Here is a 26,536-nt window from a genome sequence, read left to right as displayed (position 1 = left end):
TTCCCTTAGAGCCCTGTCGTCACGTCGATCGAATGCCCGTTCTCGAGCGTCACGACGGCTCTCTTCGTATCGCTCAGCACGGCCTTGACGCCGCGGAACGCCTTCTGCTTGCCCTTGCGGACAATCGTGTTGACAGCCTTGACCTTAACCTTGAACAGCGCCTCGATGGCGTTCTTGATCTCGGTCTTCGTCGCGTCAGGCTTGACCTTGAAGATTACCTGATTGGCTTCGGAAGCGAGCGTCGCTTTTTCGGTAATAACAGGCGCGACGATGACGTCGTAAGCGGAACGTTTCGTCATTTGAACCGAGCCTCCAGCGCTTCGATCGCCGCCCGGGTCAATACCAGCTTCTTACGACGAAGAATGTCGTAGACGTTGATGCCCTGAACCGGGAGCACGTCGATGTTAGGAATATTCCGAGCCGCCCGCGCAAAGGTCGGTTCAAGTTCAGCGCCGTCGATGATCAAAGCGTTATCGAGCGACAACTTCGCGAACTGAGCCTTGAGAGCGCCGGTCTTGCCTTCGGACGAGGTCGCCTTGTCGATGACAACGATCTCGCCAGCCTTGGCCTTCGACGACAGAGCGTGACGAAGCGCAAGAGCGCGGACTTTCTTCGGCATATCGATGGCATGCGAACGCGGCTTCGGACCGAACGCCTTGCCGCCGCCGCGAAACTGCGGCGCCGACTTGTCGCCGTGACGAGCACCGCCGGTGCCCTTCTGCTTGTACATCTTCTTGCCGGTGACCGCGACTTCCGACCGATCCTGAGCGTGATGCGTTCCCGCCATCCGCTTCAGGGTCTGATAGCGCACCATGCGGTGAATCAGATCGTTACGGACTTCGAGCCCAAAAATCTCATCGGAGAGATCGATATCGCCAGCTTTGCCGGCATCGAGGTTCGTGACTTCAGCTTTCATCACGCACCTTCCTTCTTTGCTTCGCCGCGCGCCTTGAATGCGCCAGGCTTCGGCAGATCGGCCGGAGCCGCCTTCTTCACCGCATCGCGAACGATGACCCAACCGCCCTTCGAACCAGGCACGGCGCCGCGCACCATGACCAATCCACGGTCTTTGTCGATCTTGGCGACGACGAGGTTTTGCGTCGTGACGCGCTCATCGCCCAAGTGACCGGCCATCTTCTTGCCCTTGAACACCTTCCCGGGGTCCTGGCGCTGACCAGTCGAACCATGCGCGCGGTGCGTGACGGAAACGCCGTGCGTGGCGCGAAGACCGCCAAAGTTCCAGCGCTTCATCGCGCCCTGGAAGCCCTTACCCTGCGTCGTGCCGGTGACATCGACGAACTGACCGGGAACGAAGTGGTCGGCCGTGATTTCGGCACCGACTTCAATAAGGTTCTCAGGACTGACACGAAACTCTGCAATCTTCCGCTTCGGTTCGACTTCAGCCTTCGCGAACGTACCGCGATCCGCTTTCGTCAGCCGCGACGGCTTACGCGTGCCGCCGCCAACCTGGATCGCAGTGTAACCGTTCTTCTCAACCGTGCGATGCGAGAGAACCTGCAGATTCTCAAGTCTCAGCACGGTCACAGGAACATGCTCGCCTGCATCTGTGAAGATGCGGGTCATGCCCACCTTCTGTGCAATTACCCCGGAACGCATGTGCATTCCTTCCTATCGTTGGGGCCATTCGCGTTACCGCCAGAGGGCCCAAGAAACTTGGTTTAGAGTTTAATCTCGACGTCGACACCGGCGGCAAGATCGAGCTTCATCAATGCGTCGACGGTCTGCGGAGTAGGGTCGACGATATCGAGGAGCCGTTTGTGCGTGCGCATTTCAAACTGCTCGCGGCTCTTTTTGTCGATGTGCGGCGAACGGTTGACCGTAAAGCGCTCGATGCGCGTCGGCAGCGGTATAGGACCACGAACTTCAGCACCGGTACGCTTAGCCGTGTTCACGATCTCGCGGGTCGATGCATCGAGAATGCGATGATCGAACGCCTTGAGCCGGATGCGGATGTTTTGGCCGTGCATTGTTTGCTCCATTTTCCCCTCCCCGCCACGGTTGCGACGGGGAGAAGGAAAACCCCCTACTCGATGATCTTCGTGACGACGCCGGCGCCGACGGTGCGGCCGCCTTCGCGAATTGCGAAGCGCACCTTCTCTTCCATGGCGATCGGCGAGACGAGCTCGACAGTCACGGAGACGTTGTCGCCCGGCATGACCATTTCCGTACCTTCGGCGAGCTTAACGGTGCCCGTAACGTCGGTTGTGCGGAAGTAGAACTGCGGACGATAGTTCGTGAAGAACGGCGTATGACGGCCACCTTCTTCCTTGTTGAGGATGTAAGCCTCGGCGGCGAACTTCTTGTGCGGCTTCACCGAGCCCGGCTTGCAAAGGACCTGGCCACGCTCGACAGCTTCCTTGTCGATGCCGCGCAGGAGGCAGCCAACGTTGTCGCCGGCCTCGCCCGAATCGAGCAGTTTGCGGAACATTTCGACGCCCGTGACAACCGACTTCTGCGTGTCGCGGATACCGACGATTTCGACTTCGTCGCCGACCTTGATGACGCCGCGCTCGATACGGCCGGTAACGACCGTGCCACGGCCCGAGATCGAGAACACGTCTTCGATCGGCATCAGGAACGGCTGATCCTTCGGACGCTCCGGGATCGGAATGTAGCTGTCCATGGCTTCATAAAGCTTGATGATCGCTTCGTCGGCGAGCGGACCCTTCTCACCATTTAGGGCTTTGACGGCGGCGCCGCGGATAACCGGCGTATCGTCGCCCGGGAAGTTGTACTTAGAAAGAAGCTCACGAACTTCCATTTCGACGAGATCGAGAAGCTCCTGGTCCTCGACGATGTCGCACTTATTCAAGAAGACGACGATCTTCGGAACGCCGACCTGGCGGGCGAGCAGGATGTGCTCACGCGTCTGCGGCATCGGACCGTCGACAGCCGAGACGACGAGGATCGCGCCGTCCATCTGCGCGGCGCCGGTGATCATGTTCTTGACGTAGTCGGCGTGGCCTGGGCAGTCGACGTGCGCGTAGTGACGGTTCGGCGTCGCGTACTCAACGTGCGAGGTGGCGATCGTCAGGATCTTCGTCGGGTCGCGACGGCCCTGGCTTTCGGAAGCCTTTGCGACTTCGTCATAGTTGATCGCCTGCGAGGTCCACCCGCGGTCGGCCGAAACCTTCGTCAACGCTGCGGTCAGCGTCGTTTTACCGTGGTCGACGTGTCCGATCGTGCCGACGTTGCAGTGCGGCTTGTTCCGCTCGAATTTTGCTTTGGCCATCGTTGGCTCTCCTCAGTCTTCTTTACTCGGCCCCGGCTCTCACCGGAGATCTCTTCAACTTCCTCAGGCGTACTTTGCTTTGACCTCGTCGGCGACATTGCGCGGAACGTCCGCGTAATGCGCGAACTGCATCGTGTACTGCGCACGACCCGTCGACATCGAGCGCAGCGTGTTGATGTAGCCGAACATGTTCGCGAGCGGGACAAACGCGCGAATAACCGTCGCATTGCCACGCATCTCCTGCGTGCGGATCTGGCCGCGACGCGAGTTGATGTCACCGATGATACCGCCGACGAACTCGCCCGGCGACACCACTTCGACGTCCATCACCGGCTCGAGAATTTTGACGCCGGCCTTCTCACAACCTTCCTTCATCGCAGCGCGGGTTGCGATTTCGAATGCAATCGCAGACGAGTCCACTTCGTGGAATGCGCCGTCATAAAGGTTGACCTTCATGTCGACCATCGGGAAGCCGATCAGGATGCCGTTGTCCCAAACCGATTTGACACCCTTCTCGACGCCCGGAATGTATTCCTTCGGAATCGAACCGCCGACGATGGAGGTCGTGAACTCGTTGCCTTTACCGATTTCGTTCGGCTCGAGTTTGAGCTTGACGCGCGCGAACTGACCGGTGCCGCCCGTCTGCTTCTTATGTGTGTAATCGACATCGGCGGCGCGAGCGAGCGTCTCGCGATAAGCAACCTGCGGAGCCCCCGTCATCGCCTCGACGCCGTAGGTTCGCTTCAGGATATCGACCTTGATGTCGAGATGCAGCTCGCCCATGCCCTTAAGGATCGTCTCACCCGATTCAGGATGAACCGAAACGCGGAAAGACGGATCTTCGAGCGACATCGTATTCAGAGCGATCGCCATCTTTTCCTGATCGGCCTTGGTCTTTGGCTCGATCTTCATCTCGATGACGGGATCGGGGAACTCCATCTTTTCGAGAATGACGGGCTTCTGCGGATCGCAAAGGGTCTCGCCGGTACGCGTATCCTTGAGGCCCTGAAGCGCAACGATGTCACCGGCAAAGGCTTCCTTGATTTCCTCGCGGTCCGCGGCATGCATCAGATACATGCGGCCGGCGCGTTCTTTCTTGTCGCGCGTCGTGTTCGCGAGCGCCATGCCCTGTTCGAGTTTGCCGGAATAAATGCGGCAGAACGTAATCGATCCGACGTGCTCAAAGCTCATGATCTTGAAGGCGATCATTGCCAACGGCTCGTTGTCCGACGGCTTGCGAGGCAGATCGGCACCAGTCTTCGGATCGATACCCTTATAGGCTTCACGATCGACCGGCGACGGCAGAAAATCGATGACGGCATCGAGAAGCGGCTGAACACCTTTGTTCTTGAACGCAGAGCCGCAGTACATCGGATAGAACGCGCCCTTGACCGTCGCCTTACGGATCAGCTTGCGCAGCGTGTCGGCGTCAGGCTCCTTGCCCTCAAGAAAGGCCTCGAGAGCGGCGTCGTCCATTTCGACGGCAGCTTCGATCATGGCCGCACGATATTCGTTTGCCTTATCTACGAGATCGGCCGGGATCTCGCCCTCGACCATCTTGGCATCCTTGCCGTCACCATCCCAGGTGATGGCCTTCATCGTGATCAGATCGACGACGCCCTGGAAATTCGACTCCGCGCCGATTGGAATTTGCATCGGAACGGGACGCGCGCCGAGCTTCGTCTTGATGTCCTCGACGCACATGTAGAAGTCGGCGCCGGTCTTATCCATCTTGTTGGCGAAGATGATGCGCGGAACGTTGTACTTGTCACCCTGGCGCCAAACCGTTTCCGTCTGCGGCTCGACACCTTGGTTGGAATCGAGGACGCACACGGCACCATCGAGAACGCGTAGCGAGCGCTCGACCTCAATCGTGAAATCGACGTGGCCTGGCGTGTCGATGATATTCAGACGGCGCTTCTTGCCGTCACGGCCCGTCCAGAAGCAGGTGGTTGCAGCCGAGGTGATCGTGATGCCGCGCTCAGCCTCCTGATCCATAAAGTCCATCGTCGCGGCGCCGTCATGGACTTCGCCGATCTTGTAGGACTTGCCGGTGTAGTAGAGGATCCGCTCGGTCGTCGTTGTCTTGCCGGCATCGATGTGAGCCATGATGCCGAAGTTGCGGTAGTCCTCGATGGGGTACTGTCGGGCCATTGTCTGCCTCGAAAATCCTTGGTTCTGACCTACCAGCGGTAGTGCGAGAAGGCGCGGTTGGCTTCGGCCATCTTGTGCGTGTCTTCACGCTTCTTGACGGCAGTACCGCGGTTGTTTGCAGCGTCGAGCAGCTCGCCCGACAGCTTGTCGATCAACGTCGATTCATTACGCGCCCGCGCAGCGGCAATCAGCCAGCGAATGGCCAAAGCCTGACGGCGCTCATTACGAACCTCGACCGGCACCTGATAGGTGGCGCCGCCGACCCGGCGAGAACGAACCTCGACGGCGGGCATCACGTTATCGAGCGCCTGCCTGAAGAGATCGAGCGGGTTCGCCTTACCGCGCTGCTCCATCTTTTCGAATGCGCCATAGACCATGCGCTCGGCGACCGACTTCTTGCCGTCCTCCATCACCGCATTCATGAATTTGGTGACGACGACGTCGCTGAACTTCGGATCCGGGATCACTTCCCGCTTTTGTGCCGCGTGACGACGAGACATCCTGACTGGCCCTTCGCTATCAATTCCGCTTGTGGCGGGCCAGACGATCCGGCCCGAAACTTCGACCGCTTACTTCGGCCGCTTCGCACCGTATTTCGAACGCCGCTGACGGCGCGCCGAGACGCCCTGCGTGTCGAGCACGCCGCGGACGATATGATAACGCACACCCGGCAAGTCCTTAACGCGGCCGCCGCGAATAAGCACGACGGAGTGCTCCTGGAGGTTATGCCCCTCACCCGGGATATAACCGATGACCTCATAGCCGTTCGTCAGTCTGATCTTGGCAACCTTGCGAAGCGCGGAGTTCGGCTTCTTCGGTGTCGTGGTATAGACGCGCGTGCAGACGCCCCGCTTCTGCGGGCAGGCTTCCATATGGCGCGACTTCTCGCGATAGACCGGCTTTACGCGCGGCTTCCGGATCAACTGTTGTATCGTCGGCATTCGCCCAATCCTGACCTCGTGACGCCCCCGAATTCGAAAGCGCCAAACAAACCCTGCCAGGTGCGAAAATCGCGCCTAGCAAGAAAAAACCAGAGGATCGTGTCGCCCGGAGGTGACCGATCGTGGTCCGTCGATGTGCTCTGCTTTATAAACGGGAGCGTCTAGGCCCGAAATTGGCGCTAAAAGCGCCGGACGGCCTACCACCTTCCGTGAGAGTGGGCGGAGCTATATACACAGCAATCATATTGGTCAACAGGCCCTCCGGCACCTGGCGAAATTATTTTCGCTCTAGGCGTCGAAAACGGCAAATCAAACCTGCGACCGGTTGTCTGATCGAATGCGGCAGAGCGCTTGGCTCCCAACATGAATCAAAATCGAACGGACACGCCTCGGTTAAAATAGGAAGCGGCGGCGATATTTAAAGATCGAACGTTCCACCTACCGCATCCTCTGCCCTGCCATGACGAGTTCATCCAAAGCACGCACGATTCTGAATGGATCTCCGGACAAGACCCCGGCGATAACACTTCGGACCAACAAAAACGGCCGCCTCCGAGAGGAAGCGGCCGTTCGCGTTGTTTAGACGCCCAGAGACAAACAGACTTACTCCGCTGCCTCCTCCTGAGGACGACGGCGCCGCCGCGCCGCTGGGCCTGTCGCACCATCTGGAGCCGGCAGGTTCCCCGACTTCGCCTTCTCCTTGGCGATCAGGTCGTCACGCTGCGTCGCGACCTTGCGCAACTGCCGCAGCATGCCGCCCGTGCCCGCCGGGATGAGGCGTCCGACGATGACGTTCTCCTTCAGGCCCTCAAGCGTATCCGACTTGCCGTTAACGGCAGCATCTGTGAGCACCCGGGTCGTCTCCTGGAACGATGCAGCCGAGATGAACGAGCGCGTCTGTAGCGATGCCTTGGTAATGCCAAGCAGAACCGGCGTCGCCGTTGCAGCTCGCTTACCTGCTTTCTGAGCCGCGGCGTTGATCTCGTCAAACTCGATCCGGTCGAGCTGCTCGCCCTTGATCAACTCGGTTTCGCCGGCGTCAGTGATCTCGACTTTCTGCAGCATCTGGCGAACGATCACCTCGATATGCTTGTCGTTGATCGTCACGCCTTGAAGCCTGTAGACGTCCTGGATCTCGTTGATCAGGTAGTTCGCGAGTTCCTCGACGCCCTTGATCGCCAGGATATCGTGCGGTGCCGGATTACCGTCGTAGACGAAATCGCCACGCTCGACACGGTCGCCGGGCTGAACTGCCAAGCTCTTGCCGCGCGGGATCAAGTATTCGACAGGCTCCTGCGTCTCGTCGTCAGGTTTGATCGAGATACGCTGCTTGTTCTTGTAGTCCTTGCCGAACTCGATCGTGCCCGAGATATCCGCAAGGATCGCATGATCCTTCGGACGGCGAGCTTCGAACAGTTCCGCAACGCGCGGCAGACCGCCAGTGATGTCGCCGGACTTCGCCGAAGCGGTCGGGATACGAGCAAGAACGTCGCCCGCCTTGACCTCGGTGCCACGATCGACGGAGAGCACGGCATCGACCGAAAGCAGGTAACGCGCATCGCCGCCGCGCGCGACCTTGATCGGCTTGCCTTTCGAGTCCTTGATCACAATCGCAGGCTTCAACTCCGCACCCTTCGGAGAAGCACGCCAATCGACGATAACTCGGTTGGACGTGCCTTTCATCTCGTCGGTCTGCTCGCGAACCGATGCGCCCTCGATCAAGTCCTCGAAATCGACCGAACCATTCACTTCCGACAGAATCGGACGGGTATAAGGATCCCACTGCGCGATCTTGGTGCCGCGCTTCACGGTATCGCCCTCGTCGACGAAGACGCGTGCGCCGTAGGTGATCTTATGCGTCGCAAGTTCCTTGCCGGACTGATCGACGATGATGACCGACATGATGCGGCTCGTCGCGACGTTCTGGCCCTTCGAATCCTTGGCAATGGCGCGGTTCTTCAGTTTCACCGTGCCGTTGAAGTTGGACTCGATGAACGACGAGTCGACTAGGTTCGCCGTGCCGCCAATGTGGAACGTACGCATCGTCAACTGCGTGCCGGGCTCGCCGATCGACTGAGCTGCGATGACGCCGACAGCCTCGCCGATATTGACGGGCGTACCGCGTGCCAGATCGCGGCCGTAGCACTTCGCGCAAACGCCGCTGATCGTCTCGCAAGTCAGCACGGAACGGATGCGGACTTCCTGGATTTCAGCCTTTGCAATGGCATCGGCATGCCGTTCCTCGATCAGTTCGCCGTTTGCAACGATGACTTCGCCCGTCACCGGATGCTTGATGTCTTCCGCCGCGGTACGGCCAAGGACGCGAGCCGCCAGCGAGACGATCACCTGGCCGGCGTCGACAACGGCTTGCACGTTGATGCCAGCGTCCGTACCGCAATCGACTTCCGAAATGATCGCATCCTGCGCGACGTCAACGAGGCGGCGCGTGAGGTAGCCCGAGTTCGCCGTCTTCAAGGCGGTATCAGCCAGACCCTTACGGGCGCCGTGCGTCGAGTTGAAATACTCTAGAACGGAGAGGCCTTCCTTGAAGTTCGAGATGATCGGCGTCTCGATGATCTCGCCCGAAGGCTTGGTCATCAGGCCGCGCATACCGGCGAGCTGCTTCATCTGCGCCGGCGAACCGCGCGCACCCGAATGGCTCATCATGTACACTGAGTTGATCGGACGGTCGCGGCCGGTCTCCGGATCCTTCTGGACCGCGGAAATGCGATCCATCATCTCCTTCGCGATCTGGTCGGTGCAACGCGACCATGCGTCGACGACCTTGTTGTACTTTTCGAGCTGGGTGATCAGGCCGTCCTGATACTGCTGCTCGAAATCGCGAACTTCAGCATTCGTCTTCTCGACGATCTTCTCCTTGGTATCCGGGATCAACATGTCGTCCTTGCCGAACGAAATGCCGGCCTTGAACGCATGGTGGAAGCCCAGCGCCATGATCCGATCGCAGAAAATAACCGTCTCCTTCTGACCGCAGTTGCGGTAGACGGCATCGATCATTCCCGAGATGTTCTTCTTTGTCAGAGGCTGATTGACGAGCGCGAACTTGACGCCCGGCATCTTCGGCAGATGCTCGGCGAGCAGCAAGCGTCCCGGCGTCGTCTCGTGGACCTCGACGGCTTCCTCGCCCGCCTCGTTCTTCGTGATGAAGCGGCCCTTCACCTTGGCGTGTAGCGACACGGCCTTGGCTTCGAGCGCGTGCTGGACCTCGTTGATCGATCCGAACATCATGCCTTCGCCCGGCTCATGATCGCGCGACATCGACAGATAATAGAGGCCGAGAACGATATCCTGCGACGGCACGATGATCGGCTGACCGTTAGCGGGATGCAGAATGTTGTTCGTCGACATCATCAGGACGCGCGCTTCGAGCTGCGCTTCGAGCGACAGCGGAACGTGCACGGCCATCTGATCGCCGTCGAAGTCAGCATTGAAGGCCGCGCAAACCAGCGGGTGAAGCTGGATCGCCTTGCCCTCGATCAGTTGCGGCTCGAACGCCTGAATACCGAGACGGTGTAGCGTCGGGGCGCGGTTCAACATCACCGGATGCTCGCGGATGACCTCGTCGAGGACGTCCCAAACTTCCGGCTTCTCCTTCTCGACGAGCTTTTTCGCCTGCTTGACGGTCGCCGCTTGGCCGAGCGTCTGCAGCCGCGCGTAAATGAACGGCTTAAAGAGTTCGAGCGCCATCTTCTTCGGCAAGCCGCACTGATGCAGCTTCAGCTCAGGACCGACCACGATAACCGAGCGGCCCGAATAGTCGACGCGCTTGCCGAGCAGATTCTGACGGAAGCGGCCCTGCTTGCCCTTCAGCATGTCGGCGAGCGACTTCAGCGGACGCTTGTTGGCACCGGTGATGACGCGGCCGCGGCGGCCGTTGTCGAACAGAGCGTCAACCGCTTCCTGAAGCATGCGCTTCTCGTTGCGGATGATAATGTCCGGCGCGCGCAGTTCCATCAGCCGCTTCAAGCGATTGTTACGGTTGATGACACGACGATAGAGATCGTTCAGGTCGGACGTCGCAAAGCGACCGCCATCGAGCGGCACGAGCGGACGCAGCTCCGGCGGAATGACTGGAACCTGAGTGAGGATCATCCACTCGGGCCGGTTGCCCGATTCCATGAACGCTTCGATGACCTTCAGGCGCTTGCCGAGCTTCTTCGGCTTGAGTTCCGTCGTCGCCTCGGCGATCTCCTGACGGAGGTCGGCGGCGATCTTCGGCAGGTCCATCGCGGACAAGAGTTCGCGGATCGCCTCCGCGCCGATACCGGCGGTGAAGGTGTCGGCGCCGTACTCATCGATAGCCTGGTTATATTGTTCTTCTGTCAGGAGCTGACGCTCGGCAAATGGCGTCGTGCCTGGCTCGATGACGATGTAGTTCTCGAAATAAAGAACGCGCTCAAGATCTTTGAGCGCCATGTCCATCAGCAAACCGATACGCGACGGCAGCGACTTCAAAAACCAGATGTGCGCGACGGGCGCCGCGAGCTCGATATGGCCCATGCGCTCGCGGCGAACCTTCGCGAGCGTCACCTCGACACCGCACTTTTCGCAGATCAACCCCTTGTACTTCATGCGTTTGTACTTGCCGCACAAGCACTCGTAGTCCTTGATCGGTCCGAAGATACGCGCGCAGAACAGCCCGTCCCGCTCCGGTTTGAACGTGCGGTAGTTGATCGTCTCCGGCTTTTTGATCTCGCCGAACGACCAGGACAGGATGTCCTCGGGCGAAGCAATCGAGATGCGAATCTGGTCGAACGTCGGGACCGGAGCCTGCGACTTAAAGATATTGCTAATTTCGTTCATCGGCTGTCTCCTCGAGGAACCGGGTGGCGTAGCCGGTCCCGTGGAATTTTTAAGTCCCTCGCCCCGTACTTACAGGGAGAGGCTTCGGGTAAGGGCGGCAGCTTAGTGGCTGCCCCTCACCCCGGCCCTCTCCCCGCACGCGGGAAGAGGGTGGGAGATCGTTATTCGGCGGCAGGCGGAAGCTGCGCCTGGGGTGCTTCGGGTTCTGCTTCCTCGGTTTCGGCTGGCTGCGCCTCGCTGTTGACCAGTTCGACGTTGAGACCCAGCGCACGCATTTCCTTTACGAGCACGTTGAAGCTTTCCGGCACGCCCGCCTCGAACGCGTCGTCGCCACGGACGATCGCTTCGTAGACCTTGGTGCGACCGGCGACGTCGTCGGATTTCACCGTCAGCATTTCCTGCAGCGTGTAGGCCGCGCCGTAAGCTTCCAGAGCCCAGACTTCCATTTCGCCGAAGCGCTGACCGCCGAACTGCGCCTTGCCGCCCAGCGGCTGCTGGGTAACCAGCGAGTACGGACCGATCGAACGCGCGTGAATCTTATCGTCGACAAGGTGGTGAAGCTTCAGAATGTACTTGTAGCCAACCGTCACCTTGCGATCGAACGGCTCGCCCGTACGTCCATCGAACAGCGTCACCTGACCCGACGTGTCGAAGCCCGCAAGCTGCAACATGTCGACGATGTCCTTCTCGCGCGCACCATCGAAAACCGGCGTCGCAATCGGGACGCCCGCCTTGAGGTTTTCGGCGAGCCCGGCCAATTCTTCGTCCTTCATCGTCGGCTTGATCTCGTTGCCGTAGACCTTCGCCATCTGGTCGCGTAGCGCCTTGGCCTGCCCACTCTCATGGAACTGGTGCAAAGCATCGTCGATCAGACGGCCAAGACCGCGGCAGGCCCAGCCAAGATGCGTTTCAAGGATCTGCCCGACGTTCATGCGGCTCGGCACGCCGAGCGGGTTCAGAACGACGTCGACCGGCGTGCCGTCCTCAAGGAATGGCATGTCCTCCGACGGGACGATCATCGACACGACACCCTTGTTGCCGTGACGGCCGGCCATCTTATCGCCCGGCTGGATCTTGCGCTTCACGGCGACGAAGACCTTGACCATCTTCATCACGCCCGGCGGCAGCTCGTCTCCGCGCTGCAGCTTGTCGACCTTGTCGGCAAAGCGAAGGCCGAGGCCCTTCTTCGCATCCTCGTACTGCTTCTGAATGGCTTCGACCTCGGCCTGCGCCTTCTCGTTGGCGAGGCCGATTTCCCACCACTGGCTGCGCGGGATATCGTCGAGGATCGCGTCATCGACCGTGGTACCCTTGCGCGCACCGCGCGGTCCCTTGGCGACTTCCTTGCCCATCAGCGCATCTTTGAGACGGGCATAGACGTTGCGATCGAGGATTTGCAGCTCGTCGTCGCGGTCCTTCGCGAGGCGCTCGATTTCCTCGCGCTCGATCGCCATCGCACGCTCGTCCTTCTCGACGCCGTGACGATTGAAAACGCGCACTTCAACGATCGTCCCGGCGACGCCCGGCGGCAGCCGGAGCGAGGTATCGCGGACGTCGGAAGCCTTCTCGCCGAAGATGGCGCGCAGAAGCTTTTCTTCCGGCGTCATCGGGCTTTCGCCCTTCGGCGTGATCTTACCGACGAGGATGTCACCCGGATGCACTTCGGCGCCGATGTAGACGATGCCGGCTTCGTCGAGGTTCTTCAGCGCTTCTTCCGAGACGTTCGGAATATCGCGCGTGATTTCCTCAGGCCCGAGCTTGGTATCGCGGGCCATGACTTCGAATTCCTCGATGTGGATCGAGGTGAACACGTCTTCCGAAACGACGCGTTCGTTCATCAGGATCGAGTCTTCGAAGTTGTAGCCCATCCACGGCATGAACGCGACGAGCACGTTCTTGCCGAGCGCCAGCTCGCCAAGTTCTGTCGAAGGACCGTCGGCGATGATATCGCCAGCGTGAACATAGTCGCCGACGTTGATCAGCGGCCGCTGGTTGATGCAAGTGTTCTGGTTCGAACGCTGGAACTTGCGCAGACGATAGATGTCGACGCCCGGCTTCGAAGGATCCTGCTCCTCGGTGGCTCGGATAACGATACGGGTTGCATCGACCTGATCGACGATGCCGGTACGGCGGGCCGCAATCGCGGCGCCCGAGTCATGCGCAACGCGTTCTTCCATGCCGGTGCCGACCAGTGGCGCTTCCGCCTTAATCAACGGCACAGCCTGACGCTGCATGTTCGAACCCATCAGCGCGCGGTTGGCGTCGTCGTTCTCAAGGAACGGGATGAGCGCCGCCGCCACCGAAACGAGCTGCTTCGGCGACACGTCAATGTAATCGACCTTGTCGGTCGGAACGAGCATCACATCGCCCTGATAGCGGACTGTAACGAGGTCTTCCGTCAGTTTGCCCTTGGCATCAACGACCGCATTCGCCTGCGCAACGTGGTGCCGCATCTCTTCCATCGCGGAGAGATAAGCGACCTCGTTCGTCACGCGGCCGTTGACGACCTTGCGATAGGGGCTCTCGATGAAGCCGTATTTGTTCACGCGTGCGAACGTCGCCAGCGAGTTGATCAGACCGATGTTCGGACCTTCCGGCGTCTCAATCGGGCAGATGCGGCCGTAGTGCGTCGGATGCACGTCGCGAACCTCGAAGCCCGCGCGCTCACGCGTCAGGCCGCCTGGTCCAAGTGCCGAGAGACGGCGCTTGTGGGTGATTTCCGACAGCGGGTTCGTCTGGTCCATGAACTGCGAAAGCTGCGACGACCCGAAGAACTCGCGCACGGCGGCAGCCGCGGGCTTGGCGTTGATCAGATCCTGCGGCATCACGGTGTCGATATCGACCGACGACATGCGCTCCTTGATGGCGCGCTCCATGCGCAAGAGACCGACGCGATACTGATTTTCCATCAGTTCGCCGACCGAACGCACACGGCGGTTGCCGAGGTGGTCGATGTCGTCGATCTCGCCCTTGCCGTCGCGCAAATCGACGAGCGTCTTCACGACAGCAAGGATGTCTTCCCTGCGGAGCACACGCATCGTATCCGGCGCATCGAGTTCGAGGCGCATGTTCATCTTCACGCGGCCGACGGCCGAGAGATCGAAGCGTTCCGGATCGAAGAACAAGCCATGAAACAGCGCGGTCGCGGCTTCAATGGTCGGCGGCTCGCCCGGGCGCATGACCCGGTAGACGTCCATCAACGCTTCCTGCTGATTGGCGTTCTTGTCGATATTGAGCGTGTTGCGGATGAATGCGCCGACGTTGACATAGTCGATGTCGAGGATGTGGAATTCCTTGACCTTCTGCTCTTTGAGCTCGGCAAGAAGGTTGGCATCCAGTTCGTCACCGGCCTCGGCGAAGATCTTGCCCGTCTCCAGATCGACGATGTCTTCCGCGATGAACCGGCCGGCGAGATCGTCAGCTGAGATGAGGATTTCCTTGACGCCGTTCTCCGCAAGCTCACGGGCGCGGCGGGCGGTGATCTTCTCACCCTGACGCGCGATGACGTCGCCGGTCTTGGCGTCGGCAATGTCGGACTGCGGCGTGATACCCCGGAACTTCTCGGGGATATAGGGCATCTTCCAACCGCGCTTCGATTCCTTGATCGGAATGTGCTTGTAGAAGTGCGCGAGGATCTCCTCGTCATCGAGGCCCAGCGCATAGAGCATCGTCGTCACCGGAAGCTTGCGGCGACGGTCGATACGCACATAGACGATATCCTTCGCATCGAACTCGAAGTCGAGCCACGAGCCGCGATACGGAATGATGCGAGCCGCAAACAAGAGCTTGCCCGACGAGTGCGTCTTACCGCGATCGTGGTCGAAGAAGACGCCCGGCGAACGGTGCATCTGCGAGACGATCACGCGCTCGGTGCCGTTGATGATGAAGGTGCCGTTCTGCGTCATGAGCGGCATGTCGCCCATGTAAACGTCCTGCTCCTTGACGTCCTTGATCGACTTGGAGCCCGTTTCCTCGTTCACATCGAACACGATCAGGCGCAGCTTGACCTTCAGCGGCGCGGCATAGGTCATGTCGCGCTGCATGCACTCGTCGACGTCGAACTTCGGCGGCTCGAATTCGTAGCTGACGAATTCCAACGTCGATTTGCCGGCAAAATCCGAAATCGGAAACACGCTTTTGAAAACCGACTGCAAGCCGAAGTCGTCGGACCTGCCGCCCGGAGGTTCCTTGACCATCAGGAAGTCATCGTAGGATGCCTTCTGAACCTCGATGAGGTTCGGCATCTCCGCAACTTCGCCGATCGAACCGAACTGCTTGCGGAGGCGTTTACGGCTTGTGAGGGTTTGAGCCATGTCGATCCCTTCGTGCTCTCGTATGCGGGGGAGGACCCGCGATCCAAATTCGTTCCGGTCACTCGTGGCGACTCGCTTTCCACGAGCCGACCGCCACGAGGGCCGATTTAAAACGGTTCACCGGAAGGCCCTTTTCTGAGGATGCTCGCACCCCAGGGCCCTCCGGAAAGCCGTTTTTGTCTGCTCGTAGGGACCCGCATTTGCGAGCCGGCCGCTACGAGCGATCACGCAAGCATCGGCGCCAGCCGGGAGCGGCCCGGCCGGCACCGATGATCGATTACTTGATCTCGACGGAAGCGCCCTGATCTTCGAGCTGCTTCTTGAGCTTCTGGGCTTCGTCTTTCGTAACCCCTTCCTTGACGGGTTTGCCGCCGGCCTCGACAAGGTCCTTGGCTTCCTTCAGGCCGAGCCCGGTGATGGCGCGAACTTCCTTGATGACGTTGATCTTCTTGTCGCCACCCGATTTCAGGATGACCGTGAACTCCGTCTGCTCTTCAGCCGGGGCAGCGCCACCGCCAGCAGCAGGAGCGGCGACGGCGACAGCAGCCGCCGCCGAAACGCCCCATTTCTCTTCGAGCATTTTGGCGAGTTCAGCCGCTTCGAGCACTGTAAGGCTCGACAGGTCATCAACGATTTTCTCGATCTTAGACATATATAGTGTCCTTCCGGTTTGAACCTAGAGGTTGAGTTGCAGCGCCCAAACGTCTCGGGGCTGCGGTAGCGTTTTGAGGGCTCAAAGCCCCACAACATGCCTTTGCCGGCCTATGCCGCCTCGTCTTTCGACGCCTTGGCCTGAATGACGCGTGCGAGCTTGGCTCCCGGCTCTTTCACGGTCCGTGCGATCTTGGTCGCCGGAGCGGTGAGAAGGCCAATGATCTTGGCGCGCAGTTCATCCAGAGACGGCAAGTCGGCGAGTGCTTTCACGCCGTTCGCGTCGAGGATGTTCTTGCCCATCGCGCCGCCGAGGATCACGAGCTTGTCGTTCGCCTTGGCATACGTGACGGCAGCCTTCGCCGCTGCGATCGGATCCTTTGAAAAGGCCAGAATGGTCGGCCCCTTCATCAAATCCGAAAGCCCTTCGGCGTCGGTATCCTTGAGCGCGAGCTGCGCCAGCTTGTTTTTGGCCACCTTCACAGATCCGCCAGCTTCTTTGACGCGCTTGCGGAATTCTGCGGATTGAGCGGCTACCAAGCCAGTGTTGTGGGCGACCACAACCACGCCGGTGCTTTTCAGCTCGCCGTGGAGATAGTCGATGAGCTCACGTTTCGCGGCTCTATCCACGTCTCGTCTCCTTGCTGCGAAACTTCATTTGCGAAGCTCCGCGGGTTGCACCTTGCCGCCGTCTCCGGTGAAGGATCGGGCGACATTCGTCTGTCCTCGTTCCCGTGGACCGCAAGTCAAAGCGGCACGGTGCTGACCCAGAAGGTTCAAACCGGATTCCAGGCGTCCGCCTCAAATCCGATCCACTTCTGTCTCATGCAGGCTCTCTCAATGGAGATTTCAGCCAGCCGGCGAACCGGCGCGGCACCTACAGTCTCGGACAGTTTCCGAACCGGCACTCGAAGAGGTCCGGTTCGGGGTCTTCCGGGTTGCCCCGGAATTCTTGAAAGCCTTAGACGACAGGCCCTGACGATACGGTCGCCGTATCGAGCTTGAGGCCCGGCCCCATCGTCGACGACAGCGATACCTTCTTCAGATATGTGCCCTTCGAGCCGGTCGGCTTGGCTTTGACGACTGCGTCGACGAAAGCCTTGATGTTCTGAACGAGCGCTTCCTCGGTGAAGCTCGCCTTGCCGACGCCGGCATGAACGATGCCCGCCTTCTCGACACGGAACTCGACCGAACCGCCCTTCGCACCCTTGACGGCGCTTGTGACATCCATCGTCACCGTGCCGACGCGCGGGTTCGGCATCAGGCCGCGCGGGCCCAACACCTTACCGAGGCGGCCGACAAGCCCCATCATGTCGGGCGTCGCGATGCAGCGATCGAAGTTGATCGTCCCTTTCGAGACGATCTCGACGAGGTCTTCTGCTCCGACGATATCGGCACCGGCAGCCTTCGCCTCCTCGGCCTTGGCGCCCTTGGCGAACACGGCAACGCGCGCCGTGCGGCCCGAACCGTTCGGAAGATTGCAGACACCGCGAACCATCTGGTCGGCGTGCTTCGGATCGACGCCCAGATTGACGGCGACCTCGATCGTCTCATCGAACTTCGCCTTGGCGCGTTCCTTGATGATCTTCACAGCCTCGGCAATACCGTAGGCCTTACCGGCTTGCACACCCTGTCTGACTGCAAGCATCCGCTTGCCGCCCGCGGCGCGTGTCTCTTTGATTTTTTCAGCGCTGATTTGAGCTTTTGCCATCGGACCTTACTCCACCACGTTGAGACCCATCGAGCGCGCGCTACCCGCAAGCGTGCGAGCGGCTGCATCGAGGTCCTCGGTGTTCATGTCCTTGAGCTTGCCCTTGGCAATCTCTTTCAACTGCGCCATCGTCACCTGACCGGCAACCGAACGGCCCGGCTCCTTGGAGCCTGTACCGCCTTTGCCCGTCGGACGAAGACCGGCGGCCTTTTTGATCAGGTACGTCGCAGGCGGCTGACGCATCTCGAACGTGAAAGAGCGGTCGGAATAGACCGTGATCTTCACCGGAATAGGAGTACCCTGCTCAATATCCTTCGTCTTTGCGTTGAAGGATTTGCAGAATTCCATGATGTTGACGCCGCGCTGGCCAAGCGCGGGACCGATCGGCGGCGACGGATTAGCCGCCCCAGCCGGTACCTGCAGATTGATAAAGCCGTCGACTTTCTTTGCCATAGTTCCCCTTCGAACATTAGAGCGCGAGCACGCCACTCGGGCGTCACGCTCAGGGTTAGCGGTTCAACGGGCGGACCTCGCTTGGCGAAGCCTGCCCTCCCGCACATCGCCACTCCGAAATAATCGTTTTCGAAGCGGGCTTCCGGGCCGCAAAGCACCGGAAATCTCAACTCATTCTTTACGCACCAAAACCTGCTCCGCGCCGGAGTTGCCCCTCAGCTTGCAATCTTCTCGACCTGCCCGAACTCAAGCTCCACCGGCGTCGGCCGGCCGAAAATAGAAACGGCCACTTTGACCCGCGAGCGCTCCTCGTCCACTTCCTCGACGACACCCGTGAATGAGGCGAACGGTCCCTCACCGACTTTGACGTTCTCACCGATCTCGAAGGTGATCGTCGGACGTGGCCGCTCGACACCTTCTTTGACCTGATTGAGGATGCGCATCGCCTCATCCTCTGGGATCGGCATCGGCTTGTTGTCCGCGCCAAGGAAGCCCGTGACCTTCGGCGTGTTCTTGATCATCACGAACGCCTGGTCGGTCATCTTCATCTTGACCAGCACGTAGCCCGGCAGAAATTTCCGCTCGGTCGGGATCTTGCGGCCGCGCTTGACCTCGACGACTTCTTCCGTCGGCACGACGATCTCTTCGAAAAGTTCGTCAAGGCCACCCGCCTTCGCACGCTCACGGATTGCGTCGGCGACCTTGCGTTCGAAATTCGTGTAAGCATGGACGATGTACCAGCGCGTACCGGCAACCGTCTTCTTCTCTTCGCGTTCCTGCGCGACAACCATTCTCAAAGGCCCTCTTGCGCGTCACTCAAAGCCAAAATCGAGCTGAAGTTCAGCTGCCAACCCCCAAAACGAGGCGCACGATGTGGCTCAACGCCTGATCAACGAGCAAAAAGAAAACAGAGGCGAGCGCGACCATGATGATGACCATCACAGTCGTGATCCACACCTCTTTCCACGTCGGCCAAGTTACCTTGCCGACTTCCTGCCGGACTTCCTGCATAAAGGTTATGGGATTGAACTTCGCCATCAAAGTGCTTTCTATGCGCATATGCGACAAAATACCGCGCCGGCCCCATCCTGATGACCGGGCCGGTCGGCAGATCAAACCTTCACGAGGCTGGCAGGGGCGGAGGGTCTCGAACCCCCGACCTTCGGTTTTGGAGACCGACGCTCTACCAATTGAGCTACACCCCTTCAACGCGACACAATCGGAAACCGAGCGCCGAGCAGCCTCTTTCGGGGCGTGTTTCCTTAACTGAACTCATCCGCGTTGTCAGCCCCACGCGTAAGCTTTTTTACGTAAGCGAGCGAACAGGCAATTTCGAGAGACGAAACGCCCCAATTTCATATCCTCACCGCCCTGCCCAAGGTCCACCGCCGCCCTCCGGGGCCTCCTGGGCAGAGCCCGTAACCGGCTCGATCACCACCGCTGACCCATATGCCAGCACTTCCGTCACGGCGGCGGCGATTTCGTTGGCGTCATAGCGCATGGCGATCACGGCGTTGGCGCCCATGCTTTGCGCATGTTCGACAAGCAGATCGAAGGCCTCCTGACGGGCATGCTCCGCAAGCTTAGTATAGACGGAGATATTGCCGCCAAAGAAGATTTGGATCGCAGCGCCGAGATTGCCGACGACACTGCGCGAGCGGACCGTCAATCCCCGAACCAACCCGAGGTGGCGGACAACGCGGTAACCCTGGATCTCATTCGTCGTCACGACCAGCATGCAATCCCCTCTTTCCGGCCGCCGCGGCCCCTAACCCGAGCATAAGCTAAAACAAGATGGGCGAATTGGCGACTGTAGGTCAGCACCCCTCTGTCCGGGCCAAGCCTCGTGGCAGAGCGCGTTGTCGAAGTGCGGAGATATACCTAAGTCTCGATCGCGGGCTTTGTCGCCGGCCACGCTTGGGCTATCAGCTTGCCCCGGCGTCGGCTTCGGCGCCGTCCCGCCCGCTGGGCTATGGTCAAATCGTCCCGATCACCAGTCCTGGCTCAATCCCGCCTCGATCATTCATTCATAGCCACCAACATGACATTCAAACCTGACCGACGCGATGTTCTGACGGGCGCTTTGGCCACCTCGGTTGCCGTCTGGACAGGCTCGGCACGCGCAGGATCGGTCGGAGCCATGGCCCTTGGAAATGCGGAAGCTTTTTCTTTCGACAAACTGAAAGAGCGCGCGAAGACACTCGCGCAATCGCCTTACGTCGCGCCGCCGAAACCTTCGGCGAACGATCCCTTGCGCGACATGACGTTCGATACGTTCGCGCAGGCCGTCTACAAGCCGGAAATGGAACTCTGGCATGGTGTGCCCGGCGCGCAGACCGTCCGCCTTTTTCCGCAGGGGCGTTTCTACGCCGAGCCCGTGAAAATTCATGTTCTCGAAAACGGCGAAGCGCGTGAGATCATCTATTCTCCCGATCTCTTCAACATGCCGGCTAATCATCCGCTACGGACGTTGAAGTCCGCTGGCTTTGCGGGCTTTCGCTTGATGAGCCGCGGCGGTGTCAGCGATTGGCTTGCCTATCTCGGCGCATCCTACTTCCGCGCTTCCGATCCCAATGACCAATATGGCGGGTCCGCGCGCGGCCTCGCCATCAACACCGGCCTGCCCGAAGAGTTTCCGCGCTTTACCTCATTCTGGCTTGAGCAGAACGGCGCGGGAATGAACATCTATGCGCTCCTCGAAAGCAAAAGCGTCGTCGGCGCCTACCGTATGGACAGCCGCCGCATCCAAGGCGGCCAGGGCGGCGCGCTGCAGGATATTGAGTGCGAACTTTACTTCCGCGCGCCTGTCGACTTGCTCGGCATCGCGCCGCTGACGGGCATGTTCTGGTATGGCGAAAACTCTGGACATTTCCGCGGAGACTGGCGGCCTGAAGTGCACGATTGCGACGGATTGGAAATGTGGACTGGCGCGGGCGAGCGCATCTGGCGGCCGCTCGCCAATCCACCGCGCATCGTGACGAACACCTTTTCCGATAACAATCCGAAAGGCTTCGGCCTTATTCAACGTGATCGCAATTTCGAAAATTATCAGGACGACAGCCTGTTCTACGACCGGCGGCCCAGTACGTGGATCGAACCGCTAGAGGGTTGGGGTAAAGGCGCCGTCAATCTCGTTCAGTTGCCGACGACAAACGAGACCGAAGACAACATGGTCGCGTTCTGGACACCTGAACAGAAGGTCGTCGCCGGATCGATCATAAACAAGAAGTATCGCATCTATTGGGGGCTCGATGCACCGCCGACTGGCGACGTCGGCCGCATCGTTGCAACACGTATCGGTCTCGGCGGGCTCGGCGGGCGTGATCTCGATTTGCGCCATACGAAGCCCGGCGCACGCAAATTCATGATCGACGTCGAAGGCAAGGTGCTCGAAGAGCAGACGCGTTACGGCGGTACGCACACCGTCGTGACTTCAACACGGGGTACAATCAGCGGCGTTGAAGCGTTTCCAGTTGTCGGCACGAAACGCTGGCGGATGATGTTCGACCTTTCAGATCTCAACGGCGAACCCGCCGATTTGCGTGCCTTCCTCCAAAAAGACAATGTCGTCCTTAGCGAAACCTGGATCTATCAGGCGTTCCCATGAATGCGCGTCTGCGGTTCTTAGAATTCTGCTCAGAGTTTGACCGCGGCGCCTAACGACTCGGCACGCACTAAACGCAAGTCGTCATAAAACCCCGATTATTTCAGCGAAAATCGCGTGGCACGGCGCGTGCAATGCTCTCCACATAACGCCTCTAGGGTTCCGGCTTCACAAGCGTCAGGTCCGAGAGAGGCACTCCCGTTCTCGTTTGCGCGAGGCGGAGCCACGGCGGGATAAAAGCCCGGGAGACCTACACCGCGAGTTGCTTCGGCTCTCGAACGGACAGGCCTCCTCTCACGCGTTTTCGAGGTCTCTCCGCAACCGTCCGAAGCCCCTCGCGGCCACATGAGTGGTGAGCTTGAGGACAGGGGTTGTCGATGCGCTATTCCACGAAGCAGATTTTGAGAGCGGCAATCGGACTTGCCGTGGTTGCTGGCTTCGCATTCACGCCGGCGAATGCGGCGGAGAAGAAAAACTTCAAGGTCGCGTGGTCGATCTACGTCGGCTGGATGCCATGGGGATATGCCGCCGATTCCGGGATCGTGAAAAAATGGGCCGACAAGTACGGCATCAACATCGAGGTGAAGCAGTTCAATGACTATGTCGAGTCGATCAATCAATACACGGCCGGATCTTTTGATGCCGTAACAGTGACGAACATGGATGCCCTGTCGATACCGGCAGCAGGCGGTGTCGATACGACGGCCGTCATCGTCGGCGACTTCTCGAATGGCAACGACGCCGTCATCCTGAAAAACAAGGACAAGCTCGCCGACATTAAAGGCCAGAACGTCAACCTGGTCGAGTTCTCGGTTTCACACTATCTGCTCGCGCGTGCGCTCGCAAGCATCGGCTCGCAGGAAAAAGATCTAAAGGTCGTCAACACGTCCGACGCGGATATGGCTGCGGCCTACAAGACGCCCGACGTCACCGCAGTCGTCACGTGGAAACCGATCGTTTCGACGATTCTGGAATCGCCTGACGCACACAAAGTCTTCGACAGCTCACAAATTCCGGGCGAAATCATCGATCTGATGGTCGTCAATTCGGCCGTGCTGAAAGATAATCCGAAGTTCGCGAAGGCGCTCGTCGGCATCTGGTACGAGACGCTGGCGACGATGAAGAAGGGCACGGCGTCCAAAGAGGCGATGGCGAAAGCCTCTGGCACCGATCTTAAGGGCTTCGACGAGCAGCTCGCCACGACGAAGCTTTTCTCCGATCCGAAGGACGCCGTAGCGTTCACGACGGGCAAGGATCTCAAGACAACGACGGAGCGCGTTTCGAAGTTCCTTTTCGAGAAATCGCTTCTCGGCAAGGACGCCAAGTCGGAGGGGGCGGTCGGCGTCGAGTTCCCGGACAAATCCGTCTTCGGCGACAAGGGCAACATCAAGTTCCGCTACGACGCGACCTTCATGAAAGAAGCCGCCGACGGCAGGCTTTGAGCTGCCGACCGACTGACGATAGGCGCGTCTCACCTGAAGCAGGAAGGTAAGCGACATGCGCGCAATCAACTACCGGCCCGATAGGACGTGGAGGTTTGCGCTTGCGCTCTTGCCGTTCCTGCTTCTGGCTCTTGCCTACTTTGTGAACTCGGGAATTCGGCTGGCCGACAATCCCAACGACAAGCTGCTTCCCGGGTTCGCCACCATGGGCCAGGCGATTGACGCCTATGCGCTGAAACCAGACGCGCGCACCGGCGGCTATCTCTTCTGGTCCGACACTGCGGCGAGCATGACGCGTCTTGTCACCGGCCTCGCAATCTCGACGGCAATCGCTCTCGTCGTCGGTCTGATTGTCGGATTGCTGCCGGTCGCCAACGCAACCCTTTCTCCGGTTATCTCCGTTTTATCGATGGTCCCGCCATTGGCGCTGTTGCCGATCCTGTTCATCATCATGGGTCTTGGCGAAGCGTCCAAGATCACGCTGATCGTGGTTGGCACATCGCTGAAGCTCACGCGCGACATTGCCTTGCGTGTGCAGGACATCCCGCGCGAGCAATTGATCAAAGCGCAGACGCTCGGCGCGTCGACGACACAGATCGGCTTGCGGATCATGCTGCCGCAAATTCTGCCGCGGCTGATCGATTCCGTCCGGCTGGAGATCGGACCTGCGTGGCTTTTTCTGATCGCCGCTGAAGCGATCGCGGCCGACTCCGGCCTCGGCTATCGCATCTTTCTCGTCCGCCGCTATCTGTCGATGGATGTCATCCTGCCGTATGTCGCGTGGATCACCATACTCGCGTTCTTTATGGATCTCGCGCTTCGCATTTTTCAGCGCAAAGCCTTTCCGTGGTTCGCGGAGACGCGATCGGCATGAACGCGATCGTCTTCGACAAGGTCTGGAAAGAGTACGGCGATCATGTCGTGCTGGAGCAGATCGATCTCGAGATTGCGCCGCGTTCGTTCGTGGCTCTCGTCGGGCCATCGGGTTGCGGCAAGACGACGTTCCTAAAAATGCTGCTCGGCGAAGAACAGCCGACGCGGGGATATATAGAAGTCGGCGGCGCGCCGTTGAAGCCCGAGCCGGATTCAGATCGCGGCGTCGTGTTTCAGCGCTATTCGGTCTTTCCGCATCTGACCGTTCTCGACAACGTCGTTATCGGGCGAGAGTTCGAAAAAGGTGGTGCACTCGGCAAGCTCTTCGGCGCCAAACGCCGGCAAGCCGAACGCGATGGGCAAGAGCTTCTCGATGCCGTCGGGCTTTCGGGGCACGAAAATAAATATCCGTCGGCTCTCTCGGGCGGCATGCAACAGCGTCTGGCGCTCGCGCAAGCTCTCATGCGACGCCCCAAGATACTGCTGCTCGATGAACCGTTTGGCGCGCTCGATCCCGGCATTCGAGCCGACATCCACGTGCTGATGCGTCGTATCTGGAACGAGTCTGAGCTTACCATCGTGATGGTGACGCATGACCTGCGCGAAGCGTTCGAACTCGGCACACGCATCATCGCCTTCGAGCGTCCGCGTAACCGGCCGGAGGAAGCCGAACGCTATGGCTCACGCCTTTCCGCAGACATCCCGCAGCCCCTCGACATGCCCACAACGCCGCGCGGCGCGACGGTGACGAAGGATTTCGAGATCTGGCCGAAGAAGGTCGCGGGTAGCGACGTGTGGATTCGTCATAACGCGGGCACTCCGCGCTCCTGAACGATCGCGAGATCATCCGCCAGGGACGACCCTCGGCGGCTCCTTGAAACCCGGGACGGCCCGGATCGCAACGTAGCCGATGGAAGCTGCGAGGGAGTCGAAAGCATGAGTTTGGTCTACGCCGACACGCTGCCGGGCGGAAAGCATTGGTCGCTCAACCTTCGGCGAAACATGCGGTTGAAGCTGACCGATCTCGACGGAGGCGCAAACGTCGGGATGCTCTTCTACAATCCGGTCAACATTCTCGAACGGTACAATGCGCCGGATACGCTCAAGTGTCAGCATACGTTCAAACTCACTGAAGGCCACTGTCTCTATTCCGATATGGGGCGGATCTTCTGCTCGATCGTTGCCGACAGTTTTGGCTGGCACGATACAGTATGCGGAAATTCGACGAGCACGATCGTTGCGCGAAAGTGGGGCGACAAAAGCTATCAGAGCGCGCGCAACGACTGGCAGCAGAACGGCCACAACAGTTTCCTCGTCGAAGGCGCGAAGTATGGCCTTAGCCGGCGCGATCTTGCTGCCAACGTCAATTGGTTCAGTAAGGTTACTGTTGCGGGCGATGGGGCATTGGCACTCGATGAGTCGGCAGCGAAAGCCGGCGCAAGCGTGGAATTGCGTTTCGAGATGGACACGCTCGTTCTCTTTCACACATGCCCGCATCCACTGAGCACGGCCACGCAATATCCCCGAAAACCTGTGCGGTTCGAAATTCTGGAAGGTATTCCCGCCTCATCGAACGATCCATGCAGACTTTCCGCGCCAGAAAACGGCCGTGGCTTCGAGAACACTCGCATCTTCGTCTCCGACTGCTGTGCGCGGGCTCACTGATGATCAAAGAGAGCAACCTCAGTCCGGCGACGGCCCGCTATCGCAAGGTCGTGGGCGCAGGCGACTACTGGATTCATGTCGTCAACAAGGGCGAGACTTTCCGAATTCTCGACCTCGAAGGCAATCAGGCGGCCGATACTCTGTTTTTCAATGCCGACGATCCGGCGGAGCGCTATTCCGCGCCCGATACGATCCGCGAGCAGCGCAACATCTATCTCACCACGGGAACGGTCCTCCTTTCGGACATTTGCCGGCCGATGCTGACGATCACGGCTGATACCGTCGGGCGTCATGACACCCTTGGCGGCGCCTGCGCGACGGAAAGCAATACGGTTCGTTACGCACTTGAAAAAAAATCGATGCATGCCTGCCGTGACAGCTTTCTGCTCGCCGTCGCAGAGAACCCGAACTACGGCCTGACGAAGCGCGACATCGGCCACAACATCAATTTCTTCATGAACGTGCCGGTGACGCCGGACGGCGGTTTGACATTCGAGGACGGACTATCGGCGCCGGGCAAATACGTCGAGATGACGGCGGATATGAACGTCATCGTTCTGATCTCGAACTGTCCGCAGCTCAACAATCCCTGCAACGCCTACAACCCCACGCCCATCGAGGTGCTGATTTGGGCAAAGGGGGCGTGACGCGC

23 protein-coding genes, 1 tRNA gene and 1 riboswitch are annotated in these 26,536 nt (G+C 59.6%); of the genes, 6 read left to right on the top strand and 18 right to left on the bottom strand.

Annotated features, from left to right (window positions below):
• Nucleotides 1–5 precede the first annotated feature (5 nt).
• The 18 genes from VHB22_RS10010 to VHB22_RS09925 form a co-directional block, all read right to left on the bottom strand.
• A complete protein-coding gene (locus tag VHB22_RS10010; RefSeq protein WP_325456830.1) occupies nt 6–299 on the bottom strand; it encodes a 50S ribosomal protein L23 in 294 nt (97 codons plus the stop codon).
• The gene (gene rplD, locus VHB22_RS10005) at nt 296–916 is read right to left on the bottom strand and encodes a 50S ribosomal protein L4 (protein WP_325456829.1); all 621 of its coding nucleotides are present in this window, start codon (nt 914–916) and stop codon (nt 296–298) included. The genes VHB22_RS10010 and rplD overlap by 4 nt, the downstream gene beginning before the upstream one ends.
• Nucleotides 916–1,617: a 50S ribosomal protein L3 gene (rplC, locus tag VHB22_RS10000; RefSeq protein ID WP_325456828.1), complete on the bottom strand. Its 702-nt coding sequence runs from the start codon at nt 1,615–1,617 to the stop codon at nt 916–918. The genes rplD and rplC overlap by 1 nt, the downstream gene beginning before the upstream one ends.
• A 62-nt stretch (nt 1,618–1,679) precedes the next feature.
• Complete coding sequence (gene rpsJ / locus VHB22_RS09995) at nt 1,680–1,988, bottom strand: 30S ribosomal protein S10 (protein ID WP_013215045.1); 309 nt, start codon at nt 1,986–1,988, stop codon at nt 1,680–1,682.
• A gap of 56 nt (nt 1,989–2,044) precedes the next feature.
• Complete coding sequence (gene tuf, locus VHB22_RS09990; protein WP_325456827.1) at nt 2,045–3,253, bottom strand: elongation factor Tu; 1,209 nt, start codon at nt 3,251–3,253, stop codon at nt 2,045–2,047.
• Nucleotides 3,254–3,316: 63 nt separating this feature from the next.
• Nucleotides 3,317–5,407, bottom strand: a complete 2,091-nt coding sequence (fusA, locus tag VHB22_RS09985) for an elongation factor G (RefSeq protein WP_325456826.1) — start codon at nt 5,405–5,407, stop codon at nt 3,317–3,319.
• Nucleotides 5,408–5,436: 29 nt separating this feature from the next.
• Nucleotides 5,437–5,907 carry a 30S ribosomal protein S7 gene (gene rpsG, locus VHB22_RS09980; protein ID WP_325456825.1) on the bottom strand — a complete coding sequence of 157 codons (471 nt, stop codon included), beginning with the start codon at nt 5,905–5,907 and terminating at the stop codon, nt 5,437–5,439.
• A 69-nt stretch (nt 5,908–5,976) separates the two neighbouring features.
• Nucleotides 5,977–6,348, bottom strand: a complete 372-nt coding sequence (rpsL, locus tag VHB22_RS09975; protein ID WP_325456824.1) for a 30S ribosomal protein S12 — start codon at nt 6,346–6,348, stop codon at nt 5,977–5,979.
• A gap of 603 nt (nt 6,349–6,951) precedes the next feature.
• Nucleotides 6,952–11,172 (bottom strand): DNA-directed RNA polymerase subunit beta', encoded by a 4,221-nt coding sequence (rpoC, locus tag VHB22_RS09970; RefSeq protein WP_325456823.1) that lies wholly within the window; start codon nt 11,170–11,172, stop codon nt 6,952–6,954.
• A gap of 161 nt (nt 11,173–11,333) precedes the next feature.
• Nucleotides 11,334–15,485 (bottom strand): DNA-directed RNA polymerase subunit beta, encoded by a 4,152-nt coding sequence (rpoB, locus tag VHB22_RS09965; RefSeq protein ID WP_325456822.1) that lies wholly within the window; start codon nt 15,483–15,485, stop codon nt 11,334–11,336.
• Between the two features lie 277 nt (nt 15,486–15,762).
• The gene (gene rplL, locus VHB22_RS09960) at nt 15,763–16,137 is read right to left on the bottom strand and encodes a 50S ribosomal protein L7/L12 (RefSeq protein WP_325456821.1); all 375 of its coding nucleotides are present in this window, start codon (nt 16,135–16,137) and stop codon (nt 15,763–15,765) included.
• Nucleotides 16,138–16,247: 110 nt separating this feature from the next.
• Nucleotides 16,248–16,766, bottom strand: coding sequence for a 50S ribosomal protein L10 (gene rplJ / locus VHB22_RS09955; RefSeq protein ID WP_325456820.1), 519 nt, complete (start codon nt 16,764–16,766; stop codon nt 16,248–16,250).
• A gap of 331 nt (nt 16,767–17,097) precedes the next feature.
• Nucleotides 17,098–17,847 carry a 50S ribosomal protein L1 gene (gene rplA / locus VHB22_RS09950; protein ID WP_325456819.1) on the bottom strand — a complete coding sequence of 250 codons (750 nt, stop codon included), beginning with the start codon at nt 17,845–17,847 and terminating at the stop codon, nt 17,098–17,100.
• A 6-nt stretch (nt 17,848–17,853) separates the two neighbouring features.
• Nucleotides 17,854–18,300: a 50S ribosomal protein L11 gene (rplK, locus tag VHB22_RS09945; protein WP_325456818.1), complete on the bottom strand. Its 447-nt coding sequence runs from the start codon at nt 18,298–18,300 to the stop codon at nt 17,854–17,856.
• A 215-nt stretch (nt 18,301–18,515) separates the two neighbouring features.
• Nucleotides 18,516–19,091 carry a transcription termination/antitermination protein NusG gene (gene nusG / locus VHB22_RS09940; RefSeq protein WP_325456817.1) on the bottom strand — a complete coding sequence of 192 codons (576 nt, stop codon included), beginning with the start codon at nt 19,089–19,091 and terminating at the stop codon, nt 18,516–18,518.
• Nucleotides 19,092–19,140: 49 nt separating this feature from the next.
• On the bottom strand, nt 19,141–19,338 hold the full coding sequence (secE, locus tag VHB22_RS09935; protein ID WP_325456816.1) for a preprotein translocase subunit SecE: 198 nt from the start codon (nt 19,336–19,338) through the stop codon (nt 19,141–19,143).
• Nucleotides 19,339–19,429: 91 nt separating this feature from the next.
• Nucleotides 19,430–19,505, bottom strand: a tRNA-Trp gene (locus VHB22_RS09930).
• 158 nt (nt 19,506–19,663) lie between these two features.
• A complete protein-coding gene (locus VHB22_RS09925) occupies nt 19,664–20,038 on the bottom strand; it encodes a YbjQ family protein (protein WP_325456815.1) in 375 nt (124 codons plus the stop codon).
• Between the two features lie 303 nt (nt 20,039–20,341).
• Between VHB22_RS09925 and VHB22_RS09920 the strand changes: the two genes are divergently transcribed.
• The 6 genes from VHB22_RS09920 (at nt 20,342) to VHB22_RS09895 (ending at nt 26,531) form a co-directional block, all read left to right on the top strand.
• Nucleotides 20,342–21,907 carry a glucan biosynthesis protein D gene (locus VHB22_RS09920; protein WP_325456814.1) on the top strand — a complete coding sequence of 522 codons (1,566 nt, stop codon included), beginning with the start codon at nt 20,342–20,344 and terminating at the stop codon, nt 21,905–21,907.
• Between the two features lie 140 nt (nt 21,908–22,047).
• Nucleotides 22,048–22,154: riboswitch (guanidine-I (ykkC/yxkD leader) on the top strand.
• Between the two features lie 127 nt (nt 22,155–22,281).
• Complete coding sequence (locus VHB22_RS09915; protein WP_325456813.1) at nt 22,282–23,346, top strand: putative urea ABC transporter substrate-binding protein; 1,065 nt, start codon at nt 22,282–22,284, stop codon at nt 23,344–23,346.
• Nucleotides 23,347–23,401: 55 nt separating this feature from the next.
• Nucleotides 23,402–24,220 (top strand): ABC transporter permease, encoded by an 819-nt coding sequence (locus tag VHB22_RS09910; protein WP_325456812.1) that lies wholly within the window; start codon nt 23,402–23,404, stop codon nt 24,218–24,220.
• Nucleotides 24,217–25,050: an ABC transporter ATP-binding protein gene (locus VHB22_RS09905; protein ID WP_325456811.1), complete on the top strand. Its 834-nt coding sequence runs from the start codon at nt 24,217–24,219 to the stop codon at nt 25,048–25,050. Before VHB22_RS09910 ends, VHB22_RS09905 begins: the two co-directional genes overlap by 4 nt.
• 105 nt (nt 25,051–25,155) lie before the next feature.
• The gene (locus VHB22_RS09900) at nt 25,156–25,884 is read left to right on the top strand and encodes an urea amidolyase associated protein UAAP1 (protein ID WP_325456810.1); all 729 of its coding nucleotides are present in this window, start codon (nt 25,156–25,158) and stop codon (nt 25,882–25,884) included.
• On the top strand, nt 25,884–26,531 hold the full coding sequence (locus tag VHB22_RS09895; protein WP_325456809.1) for an urea amidolyase associated protein UAAP2: 648 nt from the start codon (nt 25,884–25,886) through the stop codon (nt 26,529–26,531). Before VHB22_RS09900 ends, VHB22_RS09895 begins: the two co-directional genes overlap by 1 nt.
• Nucleotides 26,532–26,536 lie beyond the last annotated feature (5 nt).

This window comes from Hyphomicrobium sp. (genome assembly GCF_035548195.1).
In the GTDB taxonomy this organism is placed as follows: Bacteria; Pseudomonadota; Alphaproteobacteria; order Rhizobiales; family Hyphomicrobiaceae; genus Hyphomicrobium_B.
Note: the sequence above shows the minus strand (reverse complement) of the source record. Positions and strands in the feature narration are given on the sequence as shown.